The sequence below is a fragment of the Streptomyces sp. NPDC002926 genome, from assembly GCF_053591755.1.
Genome location: NZ_JBSFUK010000017.1, coordinates 108,830 through 124,983, shown reverse-complemented (window position 1 = coordinate 124,983; position 16,154 = coordinate 108,830). Strand labels below are relative to the sequence as shown.

At 70.2% G+C, this 16,154-nt stretch carries 11 protein-coding genes; 10 read left to right on the top strand and 1 reads right to left on the bottom strand.

What is annotated here, in order from left to right; translation table 11 throughout:
* Both ACWDZ6_RS23560 and ACWDZ6_RS23555 read left to right on the top strand, forming a co-directional pair.
* Window positions 1–276, top strand: a 276-nt coding sequence (locus ACWDZ6_RS23560) for a TadE family type IV pilus minor pilin (protein WP_451504395.1), incomplete at its 5' end; no start/stop codon positions are given.
* Window positions 273–638 carry an Rv3654c family TadE-like protein gene (locus tag ACWDZ6_RS23555; RefSeq protein WP_451504394.1) on the top strand — a complete coding sequence of 122 codons (366 nt, stop codon included), beginning with the start codon at window positions 273–275 and terminating at the stop codon, window positions 636–638. The genes ACWDZ6_RS23560 and ACWDZ6_RS23555, both read left to right, overlap by 4 nt.
* Here ACWDZ6_RS23555 and ACWDZ6_RS23550 read toward each other — a convergent pair.
* Window positions 574–3,057 carry a DEAD/DEAH box helicase gene (locus ACWDZ6_RS23550; protein ID WP_451504393.1) on the bottom strand — a complete coding sequence of 828 codons (2,484 nt, stop codon included), beginning with the start codon at window positions 3,055–3,057 and terminating at the stop codon, window positions 574–576. The two genes, ACWDZ6_RS23555 and ACWDZ6_RS23550, sit on opposite strands and share 65 nt — an antisense overlap.
* 78 nt (window positions 3,058–3,135) lie before the next feature.
* On the opposite strand from ACWDZ6_RS23550, the gene ACWDZ6_RS23545 reads away from it, so the two are divergent.
* From ACWDZ6_RS23545 to tmk, 8 genes are all read left to right on the top strand, one after another.
* A complete protein-coding gene (locus tag ACWDZ6_RS23545) occupies window positions 3,136–3,489 on the top strand; it encodes an STAS domain-containing protein (RefSeq protein ID WP_266533145.1) in 354 nt (117 codons plus the stop codon).
* A 90-nt stretch (window positions 3,490–3,579) separates the two neighbouring features.
* Window positions 3,580–4,029, top strand: a complete 450-nt coding sequence (locus tag ACWDZ6_RS23540; RefSeq protein WP_366731344.1) for an ATP-binding protein — start codon at window positions 3,580–3,582, stop codon at window positions 4,027–4,029.
* 275 nt (window positions 4,030–4,304) lie between these two features.
* The gene (locus tag ACWDZ6_RS23535; RefSeq protein WP_389179337.1) at window positions 4,305–6,710 is read left to right on the top strand and encodes a sodium-translocating pyrophosphatase; all 2,406 of its coding nucleotides are present in this window, start codon (window positions 4,305–4,307) and stop codon (window positions 6,708–6,710) included.
* A gap of 188 nt (window positions 6,711–6,898) precedes the next feature.
* A complete protein-coding gene (locus ACWDZ6_RS23530) occupies window positions 6,899–7,555 on the top strand; it encodes a small secreted protein (protein ID WP_451504392.1) in 657 nt (218 codons plus the stop codon).
* A gap of 223 nt (window positions 7,556–7,778) precedes the next feature.
* Window positions 7,779–9,290: a DUF7059 domain-containing protein gene (locus tag ACWDZ6_RS23525; protein WP_451504391.1), complete on the top strand. Its 1,512-nt coding sequence runs from the start codon at window positions 7,779–7,781 to the stop codon at window positions 9,288–9,290.
* A 316-nt stretch (window positions 9,291–9,606) separates the two neighbouring features.
* A complete protein-coding gene (locus tag ACWDZ6_RS23520) occupies window positions 9,607–9,804 on the top strand; it encodes a hypothetical protein (protein WP_351461313.1) in 198 nt (65 codons plus the stop codon).
* 209 nt (window positions 9,805–10,013) lie between these two features.
* The gene (gene topA, locus ACWDZ6_RS23515) at window positions 10,014–12,863 is read left to right on the top strand and encodes a type I DNA topoisomerase (protein ID WP_451504390.1); all 2,850 of its coding nucleotides are present in this window, start codon (window positions 10,014–10,016) and stop codon (window positions 12,861–12,863) included.
* Window positions 12,864–12,987: 124 nt separating this feature from the next.
* Complete coding sequence (gene tmk, locus ACWDZ6_RS23510; protein WP_451504389.1) at window positions 12,988–16,080, top strand: dTMP kinase; 3,093 nt, start codon at window positions 12,988–12,990, stop codon at window positions 16,078–16,080.
* Window positions 16,081–16,154: the final 74 nt, after the last annotated feature.

The window sequence follows — 16,154 nt, the reverse complement described above, 5'->3', positions numbered from 1 at the left end:
CGGGCCGCGGCCAGGTCGGAGCCGCCGGCGGCCGCGCTGGCCGCCGCCCGCTCGGCGGCCCCGGGTGGTGCCCGGGTCACGCTGGGGCGCTCCGGGGACCTGTGGCGGGTGCGGGTCGAGGCGAAGGCTCCGGGGCCGGGCGGGCTTGCCCTGACGCTGAGCGCGGAGGCGGCTGCCCTCGCCGAGGACACGGTGGGCCAGGACACCGCCCAGGGCCCGGGAGCCGTCGGCCGAGCAGCCGCAGGCCTGGACGGCACAGCGGAGGTGGCCCAGTGAGCCGCGAGCGTGGGTCGGCGACCGTCTGGGCCGCCATGGCGACGACCGTGCTGTGTGCGGTGTTCGCGGCCGTGCTGGCCATGGGCCAGGCGGTGGTCGCCCGCCACAGGGCGGGCTCCGCCGCGGACTTGGCGGTACTCGCCGCGGCGGACCACGCCCTGAGCGGCACTGCCGCAGCCTGTGCGAAGGCCGCCGATGTGGCCCGGGCGCAGGGTGCGACGGTAGTCCGGTGCGCGGTGCGCGGCGAGATCGCCGAAGTGACGGCGCAGGCCCGCTTCGGCCCGTACGCCCCCACGGTCAGGTCGCGGGCGGGACCGCCGGGACCTCTTGGCCCGACGGGGCCACCCGGAGCAGTTCCGTGAGGAGGCGGACCGCGCCGCGCTTGTGCAGCGGATCGTTGCCGTTGCCGCATTTGGGGGACTGGATGCAGGACGGGCAGCCCGTCTCGCACTCGCAGGAGGCGATCGCCTCACGGGTGGCAGTGAGCCACTCGCGGGCGGCGTGGAAAGCCCGCTCGGCGAAGCCCGCGCCACCCGGATGGCCGTCGTACACGAAGACCGTCGGCAGCAGCGTGTCCGGGTGGAGCGGCACGGAGACCCCGCCGATGTCCCAGCGGTCGCAGGTGGCGAAGAGCGGCAGCATCCCGATCGAGGCGTGCTCGGCTGCGTGCAGGGCCCCGCCGAGCTGCTCCGGGTTGATCCGGGCGGCGTCCAGCTGGTCCTCGGTGACCGTCCACCACACGGCCCGGGTGCGCAGGGTGCGGGGCGGCAGATCGAGCTTGGTCTCGCCGAGTACCTCGCCGGTGATGAGTTTGCGGCGGAGGAAGGAGACGACCTGGTTGGTGACCTCGACGGAGCCGAAGCAGAGGCGTCCGTCGCCCCACGGGATCTCGGTGTCGGTCTCGAGTACGGAGATGGTGGTGGTGTCGCGGGCGGTGGTGGAGTACGGCGGGCTGGCCTCCTCGACCAGGGCGGCGGAGTCCTCCAGGTCCAGGCGCTTCACCAGATACGTACGGCCCTGGTGGAGGTGGACGGCCCCGTCGTGGACGGCGGTGTGGGCGGCCGACTCGTCGACCGTGCCCAGCAGCCGGCCGGTCGCCGCCTCGACGATCTGGACGGGTCGGCCGCCCTCGCCCCGGATGTCGGTGAGGTCGGCGGCCCGCTCGCGGCGCGTCCAGTGCCAGGCGGTGGCCCGGCGGCGGAGCAGCTTGGCGGCTTCCAGCTGGGGCATGAGTTCGGCCGTCGCCGGGCCGAACAGCTCAAGATCTTCTTCCGTGAGCGGGAGCTCGGCGGCGGCGGCGCACAGATGGGGGGCGAGGACGTACGGATTGTCCGGGTCGAGGACCGTGGACTCCACAGGCTGCTGGAACAGCGCCTCGGGGTGGTGGACGAGGAAGGTGTCCAGCGGGTCGTCGCGGGCGACGAGGATGGCGAGGGCGCCCTGGCCGGAGCGGCCCGCGCGGCCCGCCTGCTGCCACAGTGACGCCCGTGTCCCGGGGTAGCCGGCGATGACGACGGCATCGAGGCCCGAGACGTCGACCCCCAGCTCCAGGGCCGTGGTGGCGGCGAGGCCGAGGAGCTCGCCGGAGTGCAGGGCCCGCTCCAGGGCGCGGCGCTCCTCGGGGAGGTAGCCGCCGCGGTAGGCGGCGACACGCGGCGGCAGGGAGCGGTCGATCTCCGCGAGGCGTTCCTTGGCGATCACGGAGATGAGCTCGGCCCCCCGACGGGAGCGTACGAAGGCGACCGTACGGATGCCCTGGACGGTCAGATCGGTCAGGAGGTCGGCGGTCTCGGCGGTGGCGGTGCGGCGCACCGGAGCGCCTTTCTCGCCGTGGAGCTCGGTGAGCGGGGGCTCCCAGAGGGCGAACACGAGTTCGCCACGCGGCGAGGCGTCGTCGGCGACCTCCTGGACGGGCAGGCCCGTGAGTCGGCCGGCGGCCAGGGCGGGTTCCGCGGCGGTGGCGGAGGCGAGAAGAAAGACGGGGTTCGCACCGTAGCGGGCGCATACACGGCGAAGACGGCGCAGCACCTGGGCGACGTGCGAGCCGAAGACGCCCCGATAGGTGTGGCACTCATCGATCACCACGTAGCGCAGCGAGCGCAGGAAGGAGGACCAGCGAGGATGTGAGGGAAGTATCCCGCGGTGCAGCATGTCGGGGTTGGTGAGGACGTAATTGGCGTACTGCCGGACCCACTCGCGTTCCTCGACCGGCGTGTCGCCGTCGTAGACCGCGGGGCGGATGCGGTTGCCCAGCGGCGCGCTGAGCTCCTTCACCGCGCGGCGCTGGTCGGCTGCCAGGGCCTTGGTGGGGGCGAGGTAGAGGGCGGTCGTACCGCGACCGTTGGCGGCCTCGGAGCCGTCGAGCAGGGCGGTGAGCACGGGCGCGAGGTAGGCCAGCGACTTGCCCGATGCGGTGCCGGTGGCGATGACGACGGATTCGCCGTCCAGGGCGTGCTCAGCGGCGGCCGCCTGGTGGGTCCAGGGGTGCTCGATGCCGGCCTGCTGGATGGCGTTGATCACTTCCGGGCGGATGCGGTGGGGCCAGACGGCATGGCGGCCGGGCCTGGGGGGCAAGTGCTCCGTATGAGTGATGCGCGCAGCTCGGCTCGCCCCCGCGGTGAGCCGGTCGAGGACCGTACCGGGGGAGGGGCGGGTTTCCCCGTTCTCGGGAGGTCGTCTGGGACGGTGATTCTTGGCCATCGGCACCGAGTGTGTCACCGGAGTGACGGACAATGGTCCCAAGGCGTCGTGCATGGCTGCTGGTAAGTGATTGAATGCCATCGCGGCTGGCGACCGTCCTCCGGCTCCGCCGGGGAGACCTGAGGGGCGGCCGCTCGATAGCAAGGTGCTGGAGGATCCGTGGACCTGTCCCTGTCGACTCGCAATGTGTCCGGCCCTGGTGGCGACCGTACGGTCGTCGAGGTCGGTGGCGAGATTGATGTGTATACCGCGCCAAAGCTGCGCGAGCAGTTGGTCGAGTTGGTGAACGACGGCAACTACCACCTGGTTGTCGACATGGAGGGAGTGGACTTCCTCGACTCCACCGGCCTCGGCGTGCTCGTGGGCGGCCTGAAGCGTGTGCGTGCGCATGAGGGCTCGCTACGCCTGGTCTGCAACCAGGAACGCATTCTCAAAATCTTCCGGATCACAGGTCTGACCAAGGTGTTCCCCATCCACACCACGGTCGACGAAGCTGTCGCGGCGACCGACTGACGGTCGGCGCAGACTGCCGGAAGAAAGAGGGGCACCGGGCATCCAGCCCGGGCCTCTGAGATGCACGCCCGTACGTCTGAGGGGGAATGCATGGCCACCGTTGAACTCCGCTTCAGCGCCCAGCCCGAGCATGTCAGGACCGCCCGTCTGGTGGCCGCTGCCGTGGCTCGCCGGGCCGGGGTCGACGAGGCCGTGCTGGATGAGGTCCGGCTCGCGGTCGGCGAGGCATGCAGCCGTGCCGTCGGGCTGCACCGTAGCCATGGCATCACCGCCCCCGTTCGGGTGATGTTGTCCGAGGAGGAAAAGACCTTCTCCATCGAGGTCGGGGACGAGATCCCGGCTGCGGGCGGCGGTGGGTCCCATGGGGCCCCGGGCGCCCGTGAGGCCGGGGACGCGGACCTGGACTCCGACGGCGAGGACGAGATGATGGGCCTTGCGGTCATCAGTGGTCTCGTCGACGACGTGGAGGTCACCTCCACCGAGGACGGTGGCGTGATCCGGATGAGCTGGCCCACGACGCCGGCCACCATAGCGCCCTGATCGCGCGGTCCCGACCGTGCGGACAGTCCGTTGATCGTTTTTTAGTGTCGGGAAGTGAAGAGGCCCTGCTTGAGCAGGGCCTTTTTCCTTTTCCCTAGATCATCGATCAAGCGTCAATGCCTTTGCCCCATTACTTCTTTCGGGGGCATTTTAGGAACGCGATCATTTGCTGAGTAGCAAGTGAAGGTCAATTACACTTGTCGCGCTCTGTTTTGATCAGGTTCCGCTCCCTACAATCCGTCCACATCTTGAGCTCTGAGCGTCAAGGAGGACGAATGGCGGGGCTCGTCAACTCAGAACTGTCCGATCAACCCACTTCTCTTGCAGCTGCGGTACTCACCGACAACAACCGACTGATCGTGATCGTCATCGCGGCAGTCGCCCTGGCGGCACTGGTCGTCGCCCAGCTGCTGGTGCGCCAGGTGCTGGCCGCCGGCGAGGGCACCGATTCCATGAAGAAGATCGCGGCGGCCGTTCAGGAAGGCGCGAATGCCTATCTGACACGGCAGTTGCGCACCCTCGGCGTCTTCGCCGTAGTGGTGTTCTTCCTACTGCTGCTGTTGCCGGCCGACGACTGGTCACAGCGCGCCGGACGCTCGGTGTTCTTCCTGGTGGGTGCGATCTTCTCGGCAACCACCGGATACATCGGCATGCGTCTTGCCGTACGAGCAAATGTGCGCGTGGCCGCGGCCGCGCGTGAAGCCACGCCGGCGGAGGGCGAGCCGGAAAAGGATCTGACGGCCGTTTCGCACAAGGCCATGAAGATCGCTTTCCGTACGGGAGGCGTGGTCGGCATGTTCACGGTGGGCCTCGGCCTGCTCGGTGCCTCCTGCGTGGTTCTCGTCTACGCGGCCGACGCCCCCAAGGTGCTCGAGGGCTTCGGCCTCGGCGCCGCGCTGATCGCCATGTTCATGCGTGTCGGCGGCGGCATCTTCACCAAGGCGGCCGACGTCGGCGCCGACCTTGTCGGCAAGGTCGAGCAGGGCATCCCGGAGGATGACCCGCGCAACGCCGCCACCATCGCCGACAACGTGGGCGACAACGTCGGTGACTGCGCGGGTATGGCTGCCGACCTCTTCGAGTCGTACGCCGTCACGCTCGTGGCGGCACTCATCCTCGGCAAGGCGGCATTCGGCGACGCCGGACTCGCCTTTCCGCTGATCGTCCCGGCGATCGGCGTGGTCACCGCGATGATCGGCATCTTCGCGGTCGCCCCGCGGCGCGCCGACCGCAGCGGGATGACTGCCATCAACCGCGGATTCTTCATCTCCGCACTGATCTCGCTCGCCCTGGTGACCCTGGCGGTCTACATCTATCTGCCGTCCTCGTATGCCAAGTTGGACGGCGTCAGCGAGGCCGCCATCACCACGCACGGTGGGGACCCGCGGATCCTGGCGGTCGTCGCCGTGGCCATCGGCATTGTGCTGGCGGCCCTGATCCAGCAGCTGACGGGTTACTTCACCGAGACCACCCGGCGTCCCGTCAGGGACATCGGCAAGTCCTCGCTGACCGGACCCGCGACGGTTGTACTGGCCGGTATCTCCATCGGGCTGGAATCCGCCGTCTACACCGCGCTGTTGATCGGCCTCGGCGTGTACGGGGCGTTCCTGCTCGGCGGTACGTCGATCATGCTCGCGCTCTTCGCGGTGGCGCTGGCCGGCACCGGCCTGCTCACCACCGTCGGCGTCATCGTCGCCATGGACACCTTCGGTCCCGTCTCCGACAACGCTCAGGGCATCGCCGAGATGTCCGGGGACGTCACGGGCGCGGGCGCGCAGGTCCTCACCGACCTCGACGCCGTCGGCAACACCACCAAGGCCATCACCAAGGGCATCGCCATCGCCACGGCTGTACTGGCGGCGGCCGCGCTCTTCGGCTCGTACCGCGAAGCCATCGCGAATGCCGCACGGGACGTCGGTGAGAAGGTCGGCGACGGCGCCCCGATGAATCTGGTGATGGATATCTCGCAGCCCAACAACCTGGTGGGTCTCATCCTCGGCGCCGCGGTCGTATTCCTCTTCTCGGGGCTGGCGATCAACGCCGTGTCCCGGTCGGCGGGCGCGGTGGTCTACGAGGTGCGGCGGCAGTTCCGCGAGCACCCCGGGATCATGGACTACACCGAGACGCCGGAGTACGGGCGCGTCGTCGACATCTGCACCAAGGACGCGCTGCGCGAGCTGGCCACACCGGGTCTGCTCGCCGTACTGACCCCGATCGCGGTTGGCTTCTCGCTCGGTGTGGGAGCCCTCGGGTCCTTCCTCGCGGGCGCCATCGGCACCGGCACCCTGATGGCCGTCTTCCTGGCCAACTCCGGTGGTGCGTGGGACAACGCCAAGAAGCTCGTCGAGGACGGCCATCACGGCGGCAAGGGCAGCGAGGCCCATGCCGCGACCGTCATCGGCGACACCGTCGGTGACCCTTTCAAGGACACCGCCGGGCCCGCCATCAACCCGCTGCTGAAGGTGATGAACCTGGTGGCACTGCTCATCGCGCCCGCGGTGGTGCAGTTCAGCTACGGAGACGACTCCAACGCCGGAGTCCGGGCGGTGGTGGCGGTACTCGCCATCCTCGTCATCACCGGCGCGGTGTACATCTCCAAGCGGCGAGGCATCGCTGTCGGTGACGACGGCAATTCCGCGGAGCGGAGCGCGAAGTCACCTGATCCTGCGGTGGTTTCGTAGCACCTGCTCAAAAGGCGGGCGGACGGCGCACTTTGACGCGTCGTCCGCCCGTTTTCGTGCCTCGGGTGAGCCTTGTCTCCCTTGGTGCAAATGGCTTCAATAGGCAATAAATGGGGCGCACGACACGCGGTTGTCGCCCACATGGCGTGTATGTTCCGGGGCCGAGAGCCTTGGAAGGGACCAATCCGGTGAACAAGAAGCTTGCGGCCGCGCTGTCCGGCGGTGCGGTACTGGTACTGGCACTGTCGGGCTGCAGCGACGACGACGGTGACGGCAAGGTGAATGCCTGGGCCAAGAAGGTCTGCGACCAGGCACAGCCCCAGATCCAGAAGAGGGCCGACGCCCAGCAGACCATCATCTCGACTGCGGCCGACGGCAAGCCGGCCGACATCCGGGCAGCGGACTCGAAGGCCTTCCAGGACATCGCCGCGGCGGACAGTGCGCTGGCCACCGCCGTGAAGGAGGCCGGTACGCCGCCCGTCGAAAACGGCGAGAAGCTTCAGACGGACGCGGTCAACGAACTCAATGCCACGGCCAAGGCGTACCTCGCCCTGAAGAAGCAGGTCGACAGTCTCGACGCGAAGGACCAGCAGAAGTTCGCGGACGGCCTGCAGGGCGTCGCCGACGGTCTGAAGAAGATCGAGACGATGGATCAGGACGCGCTGAAGAAGCTGCAGTCCGGCGAGCTGGGCAAGGCGATGGCGAAGCAGCCCGGCTGCCAGGCGGCGAAGAAGTCGAGCCCCGCGTCCGCTCCCGACGCCCCGTCCGGACCGGCCGACCCGTCCGCCTCCGCGCCCGCGAAGGCCGGAGCGACCCCCTCGGGCAAGGCATCCAGCAAGGCGTAACCCGCCGGCTGCCCGCATCCGTCCGCGCGCTTAGGCCCCGTCCGCGGGCCTCGGTCCCCGGCCGGCGGTGGCGGTGCCCCTGCCCCGTGGTGGTGGCGCTCCTGCTCCGCCCGCGGCCTGGCAGCCCGCTGTACGGCTCGGCATGCGTACATGGCCCGTTCCCCCGAGCCACGGGGGACCGGGCCGTGCGGCGTTTGTCAGTGGTGGCGGCCACAATGGGCGGGTGAGTACGACCAGCCTCACCGCAGGCCTTCCTTCGCCCGACCACTCGCCCCGGCTGCGTGAAGTTCTCCTCGCCGCCGCTTTCACCGCCGACGGGCTGCTCGAGGTGCTCGGCGCGCCCGCGTATGCCGCGCTCGCCCGCAGCGAGACCGTGCCCGCCCTGCGGGCCACCCGCGGTGACAGCGCCCTGGACACGCTCGTACAGCTGTTCCTGCTGCAGCGTCCCGTCGCGTACGAGCGCGCGCGGGCCGCACTGCCCCTCGAGGAGTGCCTGGCCGACGGCTGGCTGCTGCGTGACGGCGGGGAGGTACGGGCCACGGTGGATGTGCGGCCGTACGGCGGACCCGAGGGACAGGACTGGTTCATCGTCTCCGACCTGGGGTGCGCGGTCGGCGGTGCGGGCGGCGCGAGCGGCCATGGCGAGGGCGTGGTGCTCGGCGTCGGTGGGGCGTCCACCACGCTCGCGGGGATCACCGTCCGCACGCCGGTCTCCTCCGCACTCGACGTGGGCACCGGTTCCGGTATCCAGGCGCTGCATGCCGCACAGCACGCGACGCGTGTCACGGCGACCGATCTGAACCCGCGCGCCCTGCACTTCGCACGGCTGACCCTCGCTCTCTCCGGGGCGCCGGAGGCCGATCTGCGCGAAGGCTCGCTCTTCGAGCCGGTCGGGCAGGAAACATACGACCTGATCGTGTCGAACCCGCCGTTTGTGATCTCGCCCGGCGCCCGGTTGACCTACCGGGACGGCGGGATGGGCGGGGACGATCTGTGCCGCACGCTCGTTCAGCAGGCGGGAGCCAGGCTGAACGACGGGGGATACGCGCAGTTCCTCGCCAACTGGCAGCACGTGGAGGGGCAGGAGTGGCAGGAGCGCCTGCGTTCCTGGGTGCCGCGCGGCTGTGACGCGTGGATCGTGCAGCGCGAGGTGCAGGACGTGACGCAGTACGCCGAGCTGTGGCTGCGCGACAGCGGCGACCACCGCAGCGACCCGGCCGAGTACGCGGCGCGGTACGGCGCGTGGCTGGACGAGTTCGAGGCGCGTAAGACCAAGGCTGTCGGCTTTGGCTGGATCACACTGAGGAAGTCCGGTTCCGAGCGCCCGTCGATCGTCGCCGAGGAGTGGCCGCACCCCGTCGAGCAGCCGCTCGGCGAGAGCGTGCAGGCGCATTTCGCGCGGCAGGACTATCTGCGTACGCACGACGACGCGGCCCTGCTCGCAGGTCACTTCAGGCTGGCGGCGGAGGTCGTGCAGGAGCAGGTCGGGCTGCCGGGCGCGGAGGACCCCGAGCATGTGGTGCTCCGTCAGAACCGCGGTATGCGGCGCGCCACCAAGGTGGACACGGTCGGCGCGGGCTTCGCCGGGGTGTGCGACGGGACGCTGAGCGCCGGGCGGATCCTGGACGCGATCGCCCAGCTCATCGACGAGGACCCGGTGGTGCTCCGCGACCGCACGCCGCAGGCCGTACGGCTGCTGGTCGAGGAAGGCTTCCTGGAACCGGTCCGTCCATGAGATGAAACCGGCCAACATCCGCAAGAAGAACAGGCAGGAAGAACAGGCAAGCAGGCAAGAAGAGCACAGGAAGATCGGCGAGAGCAGGAAGAACAAGAGGAAGAGGAGCCGCCGCCTCCGCTGCGCCCTCCTCGACCTTCTCGGCCCGCCTCTCGCCCGCCCCGAAACCGGCACTCCGCCCGGCTCTCGATCGTCACCGCGACCGGGCGGGTGAACCCGCCCGGCGTTCACCAGGAATTCGTGCCCCCGACGCCCCGAGCTGTCAGCCTCGGGCCGCCGGGGACGTCCGGACACCAGGGAAGAGCGGGGTATGGGCATGGAGAGCGGGCCAGCGATCTTCGCCGGGACGGTATTCGCGCTGTTCGGGGCCGGGCTGCTGCTGTGGACAGGAGGACGTGTGGCGCACCGTTCCCCTGTTGCCCACGGAGTGAGCCCCGCCACGGCTCTCGCTCTCGCGGCCGTCTTCGGCGCGGCGTCCCTCGCCCTTGGGGTGTGGTGCTTCGGCCGCGTCTGATCTGGGGCAGGAGCGGCGACGTGCCGGTCCGGGCGGCAGGAATGGCCGGACTCGGGTTACCGTTCGAGTGGCCGTTGCGGGCTTTTGCCGTTTGACATGAGGGCGGGTTGTACCGTCACACTCCGCAGCGACAGCAGCGGCAGGACCGTGACCACGCGGTCTCAGTGCCGTTTGTGCCCATCGAGCGTCGACCGGAGAGAAGAGCGAAGTTGTCCCCGACCAGCGAGACCGCAAAGGGCGGCCGCCGACTCGTGATCGTCGAGTCTCCTGCCAAGGCTAAGACGATCAAGGGCTATCTCGGCCCTGGATACGTCGTCGAGGCGAGCGTCGGGCACATCCGCGACCTCCCGAACGGCGCCGCCGAGGTGCCCGAGAAGTACACCGGCGAGGTGCGCCGCCTCGGAGTCGACGTCGAACATGACTTCCAGCCCATCTATGTCGTCAATGCCGACAAGAAGGCGCAGGTCAGAAGGCTGAAGGAGCAGCTCGCCGAATCCGACGAGCTCTACCTCGCAACCGATGAGGACCGCGAGGGCGAGGCCATCGCCTGGCACCTCCTCGAGGTCCTCAAGCCCAAGGTCCCCGTCCACCGGATGGTCTTCCACGAGATCACCAAGGACGCGATCCGTGACGCCGTGGCCAACCCGCGCGAGCTCAACCAGCGCATGGTCGACGCCCAGGAGACCCGCCGAATCCTCGACCGCCTCTACGGCTACGAGGTCTCGCCGGTCCTGTGGAAGAAGGTCATGCCGCGGCTGTCCGCCGGCCGTGTCCAGTCCGTCGCGACCCGCCTCGTCGTCGAGCGTGAGCGCGAGCGAATCGCCTTCCGCTCCGCCGAGTACTGGGATCTGACCGGCACCTTCTCGACCGGCAGGGCCGGGGACGCCTCCGACCCCTCGACCCTCACGGCCCGCCTGAACACCGTCGATGGACGGCGCGTCGCGCAGGGCCGCGACTTCGGCTCGGACGGGCAGCTCAAGTCCGGCCAGGTTCTCCACCTGGACGAGGCGAACGCCCGCGCGCTCGCCGCCGGGCTCCAGGACGCCTCGTTCGCCGTCCGCGGGGTCGAGTCGAAGCCGTACCGTCGCTCTCCGTACGCACCTTTCCGTACGACGACGCTGCAGCAGGAGGCCTCCCGCAAGCTGGGCTTCGGGGCCAAGGCCACCATGCAGGTCGCGCAGAAGCTGTACGAGAACGGCTTCATCACCTATATGCGTACCGACTCCACCACGCTCTCCGACACCGCAATCTCGGCGGCGCGGGCACAGGTCACGCAGCTGTACGGAGCCAACTACCTGCCGGAGAAGCCGCGCGTCTATGCCGGCAAGGTCAAGAACGCGCAGGAGGCGCACGAGGCGATTCGCCCTTCGGGTGATCGTTTCCGCACTCCGGCCGAGACGGGTCTGAGCGGTGACCAGTTCCGCCTCTACGAGCTGATCTGGAAGCGGACCGTCGCCTCCCAGATGAAGGACGCGGTCGGCAACAGCGTCACCGTCAGGATCGGCGGCCGGGCGAGCGACGGCCGGGACGCGGAGTTCACCGCGTCCGGCAAGACGATCACCTTCCACGGCTTCATGAAGGCCTACGTGGAGGGGGCCGACGACCCGAACGCCGAGCTCGACGACCGTGAGCGGCGCCTGCCGCAGGTCGCCGAGGGCGACGCGCTGTCCTCCGAGGAGATCTCGGTCGACGGCCACGCGACCAAGCCGCCTGCCCGCTACACCGAGGCCTCGCTGGTCAAGGAGCTGGAAGAGCGCGAGATCGGCCGTCCGTCGACGTACGCCTCGATCATCGGCACCATCCTCGACCGCGGCTATGTCTTCAAGAAGGGGACGGCACTCGTGCCCTCCTTCCTCTCCTTCGCCGTGGTCAACCTGCTGGAGAAGCACTTCGGCCGGCTCGTCGACTACGACTTCACCGCACGGATGGAGGACGACCTCGACCGCATCGCGCGGGGCGAGGCGCAGGCCGTGCCGTGGCTGAGGCGGTTCTACTTCGGCGGGGGCGACGCCGCCGCCGGTGCGGCCGCCGCGGTCGGCAACGGCGACGGCGACCACCTCGGCGGTCTGAAGGAGCTGGTGACCGACCTCGGCGCGATCGACGCCCGGGAGATCTCCAGCTTCCCGGTCGGCGAGGGCATCGTGCTGCGCGTCGGCCGCTACGGCCCGTACATCGAGCGTGGTGAGAAGGACGCGGAGGGCCACCAGCGCGCCGACGTTCCCGAGGAACTCCCGCCGGACGAGCTGACCGTGGAGTACGCGGAGGAGCTGCTGGCCAAGCCGAGCGGCGACTTCGAGCTGGGCACCGACCCGGTCACCGGGCACCAGATCATCGCGCGGGACGGTCGTTACGGCCCGTACGTCACGGAGGTGCTGCCCGAGGGCACGCCGAAGACCGGCAAGAACGCGGTCAAGGCGCGTACCGCCTCGCTCTTCAAGTCGATGTCGCTCGACACGGTCACGCTCGAGGACGCGATGAAACTGATGTCGCTGCCGCGGGTGGTCGGCGTCGACGCGGATGACGTCGAGATCACCGCGCAGAACGGCCGGTACGGCCCGTATCTGAAGAAGGGCACGGACTCGCGTTCGCTCGAGACCGAGGACCAGCTCTTCAACATCACGCTCGAAGAGGCCCTGGCGATCTACGCGCAGCCGAAGCAGCGGGGCCGGGCAGCCGCCAAGCCGCCGCTGAAGGAGCTGGGCACGGACCCGGTGAGCGAGCGTCCTGTGGTCGTCAAGGACGGCCGCTTCGGTCCGTACGTCACGGACGGCGAGACGAACGCGACCCTGCGCACGGACGACAGCGTCGAGGACATCACGCCCGAGCGCGGTTACGAGCTGCTCGCCGAGAAGCGGGCCAAGGGCCCCGCCAAGAAGACGGCGAAGAAGACCGCGGCCAAGAAGGCACCGGCGAAGAAGACCGCCGCCAAGAAGACGGCGGCCAAGAAGACAACGGCGAAGAAGACCGCCGCGAAGAAGACGACGGCCGTGGCCAAGAAGACGACTGTGGCCGCGGCGAAGAAGTCGGCCGCGTCGGCGAAGGCGTCGACGGACGAGTAGCGAGATCATCACGGGCGTTCTGTGCGGAGAGTTTTGTGCGGGGAGATTTCCCGCCCTCCGCACAAAGCGCCCGTATGTTCGGCCGGGCCTCCGGGGAGTGGTGCGCTCCGGATAGGCTGGGCGGATGACGCGAGCCGAGCAGCCAGCCGAGCAGCAGGCGGTCATGAGCACCGTCTCAGAGACTGCCTCAGACGCCGACGCATCCGGAGCACTTGCCGAGGACTCACGTGAGCGCGCGGTGCGGGCCCTGCTGCGCTTCCCGCCGCTGAGGCGGCTGTGGAGCGCTCAGGCCATCGGCGGCGTCGGGGATGCCGTCGCCGTTTTCGTGCTTCTGCTGCTGACGCTGCAGGCGGCGGTTCTCGAGGGCTCGTTCGGGGCGGGCTACCGCGGGGCGGCCTTCGCCGTCGCCATGGTGCTCGGCACCCGTGTCCTTGCCACGTTGCTCTTCGGCGCCGTACTGCTGGGCCCGCTGACGACGCTCACCTCGCCGAACGGCCCGCTCGACCGCCGCTGGACCATGATCGGTGCGGACGTCCTGCGTCTTGCGCTGCTGATCGTGGCGCCCCTGTGGATCGACTGGACCCCCGACAACGCGACGGCGATCCTGCTGATCACCGTGTTCGTCACCGGCGTCGCCGAGCGCTTCTGGACGGTCGCCCGCGACGGCGCCGCCCCCGCTCTGCTGCCCGCCCCGCCGCTGGAAGGGGCGGCGGTCCGTCCGCTGCCGGACCACCTCGACGCACTGCGCCGACTCTGGCTGCGTACGGGCTTCGCCACCATTCCTGTCGGCGCCGCGGCGCTGCTCATCGGCACACTGATCGGCAATCTGCTCGGCTCGGGCATCGAGTGGTTCTCGCTGCACCAGGCGGCCCTCGGTTCGTACATCGCGGCTGGTCTCTTCGCCGCGTCCGTATCGACGCTGTACTTTCTGGAGCTGCCCGGCTCGCTGACCCCGCGGCCGCGCTCGCCGCTGGAGGGCCTGCGCCGTCCGGCCACCGGCAATGGGCTGGACAAGGGGCGTACGGGCGCCATCCCGCTGTTCGTTCTCGGCTGCGCGGCTGTTGCGGGCGCGATCTCGTCCGCCGTCGCCGTCTCCGTACTGCACGCCTTCGACCTGGGCGGCGGGCCCGCGGCCTTCGCGCTGCTGGTTCTGGCGCTGACGGGCGGTACCGGTATCGGTATCCGCAGTGCCGGCGCCGTACTGCCCACGCTCTCCCGCCGGCGGCTGCTCGCGATCGCGCTCGCGGTCACCGGTGTCGCACTGCTCGCCATGGGGCTGGTGCCGGACACGGCGACCGTGCTGTTCATCGCGCTGCTCGCCGGACTCGCCGCCGGTGTCGCCGCGAGCACCGGGCACGCGCTCATCGACCAGGAGGCCGAGGACTTCCGGCGGGCCCGGATCACCGAGCACCTCCAGGCGGTCGTGCGGGTCGCCATCGCCCTCGGCGCGGTCGCGGCCCCGCTGCTCGCCGCCGCGATCGGGCCGCACCGGCTCGCGAGTGGCGACTTCGTCTTCGCGCACGGCGGCGCGGCGTTCACGCTGATGCTGGTCGGCGCGCTGCTCCTGCCTGTCGCGGCCGTCGTCCTCGCCAAGACGGACGACAGGTCGGGCGTACCGCTGCGTCGCGATCTTGGCGACGCGCTGCGCGGCGGGGCCGATCCGGCACAGGCGTCGGCGACGAACGGTTTCTTCATCGCCATCGAGGGCGGCGACGGGGCCGGGAAGTCCACGCAGGTCGAGGCGCTCGCGGAGTGGATCCGGGCGAAGGGCCACGAGGTTGTGGTGACGCGTGAGCCGGGTGCGACGCCGATTGGCAAGCGGCTGCGCTCGATCCTGCTGGATGTGTCGTCGGACGGGCTCTCGAACCGTGCGGAGGCGCTGTTGTACGCCGCTGACCGGGCCGAGCACGTCGATTCGGTCGTACGGCCCGCACTGGAGCGCGGCGCGATCGTCATCTCCGACCGCTACATCGACTCTTCGGTCGCCTATCAGGGTGCCGGGCGCGATCTGTCGCCGACCGAGATCGCCCGTATCTCGCGCTGGGCGACGGACGGACTCGTACCGCATCTGACCGTGCTGCTCGATGTCTCGCCGGAGACCGCGCGCGAACGCTTCACGGAGGCGCCGGACCGGCTGGAGTCGGAGCCGGCGGAGTTCCACCAGCGGGTGCGTTCCGGTTTCCTGACGCTGGCCGCGGCGGACCCGGGCCGGTATCTGGTGGTCGACGCGGGCCAGGAGCCGGAGTCGGTCACCACCGTCGTACGGCACCGGCTCGACCGGCTGCTTCCGCTTTCCGAAGCCGAGGTGAAGGCGCAGGAGGAAGCGCGGAAGGCGGCCGAGGAGGAAGCCCGTCGGCGCGCGGAGGCGGAAGCCGCGCGCAAGGCGGAGGAGGAGCGGGTCGAGCGCGAGCGGCAGGAACAACTGGCCAAGCTCCGGGCCGAGGAGGAGGAGCGCAAGCTCCGCGAGCTGGAGGAAGCGCGGCAGCGCGAGGCCGAGCGGCAGGCGGAGGAGGCCCGGCTGCGGGCCGAGGACGCGCGGCGACGGGCGGACGAGGAGCGGGCGCGGCGGCTCGCCGAGGAGAGGGCGGCCGCGGCGGAGCAGGAACGGCGCCGCAAGCAGGCCGAGGAGGAGGCGCGGCTCCGTGCCGAGGCGGAGGAGCGTCGCCTGGAGAAGCAGCGCAAGGCGGAGGAGGCACTGCTGCGGGCGGAGGAAGCGCGGCGGGTGGCGGAGGCGGCGGCTGCCGCTTCTGCGGCTTCGGCTTCGGCTTCGGCCTCGGCTCATGATGTGACCGTGCCGACCCCGGTGGTCACGCCGGACGCGGTGACGCGGGAGGTGCCCGCGGTTCCGGATGTGGACGAGACGACACTGCTGCCGAAGGTGCCGGCGGATACGGACGAGACGACGGTGCTTCCGCCGGTGTCGAGGGACGTGGACGAGACGACCGTGCTTCCGCCGGTACGGGACTCCGCACGCGGGCCGGTACGGGACAGCGATCCGGCCGACCGGGTCCCGCCGGGCATCTTCCGCGAGGAGACCGGAAGCGAGGGTACGAACGAGCGCACCCGCGAGCTCCCGCAGGTCGACCCGGACTCGGGCCGTCCCCGCCGCCGTTCGGACTGGGCGGAGGAGACCCCGTTGGACGACCTTCCGACGTTGGCGGACGAACTGCTCGGCCCGCACGACGAGGACAAGAACGGCCGGCGGGGCGGGCGCTGACGGGTTCGGCGCTTCGGGGCCGTTTGCGGCGCAGGGGGTTCGTCCTGGTGCTGGTTCGGGTGGCGCGTCCCTGC

Excerpts from the sequence above, each read along its gene's own strand:
- tmk (WP_451504389.1), top strand. The coding sequence starts at position 12,988 with ATGACGCGAGCCGAGCAGCCAGCCGAGCAGCAGGCGGTCATGAGCACC.
- ACWDZ6_RS23550 (WP_451504393.1), bottom strand. The coding sequence starts at position 3,057 with ATGGCATTCAATCACTTACCAGCAGCCATGCACGACGCCTTGGGACCA.
- ACWDZ6_RS23520 (WP_351461313.1), top strand. The coding sequence starts at position 9,607 with ATGGAGAGCGGGCCAGCGATCTTCGCCGGGACGGTATTCGCGCTGTTC.
- ACWDZ6_RS23540 (WP_366731344.1), top strand. The coding sequence starts at position 3,580 with ATGGCCACCGTTGAACTCCGCTTCAGCGCCCAGCCCGAGCATGTCAGG.
- ACWDZ6_RS23535 (WP_389179337.1), top strand. The coding sequence starts at position 4,305 with ATGGCGGGGCTCGTCAACTCAGAACTGTCCGATCAACCCACTTCTCTT.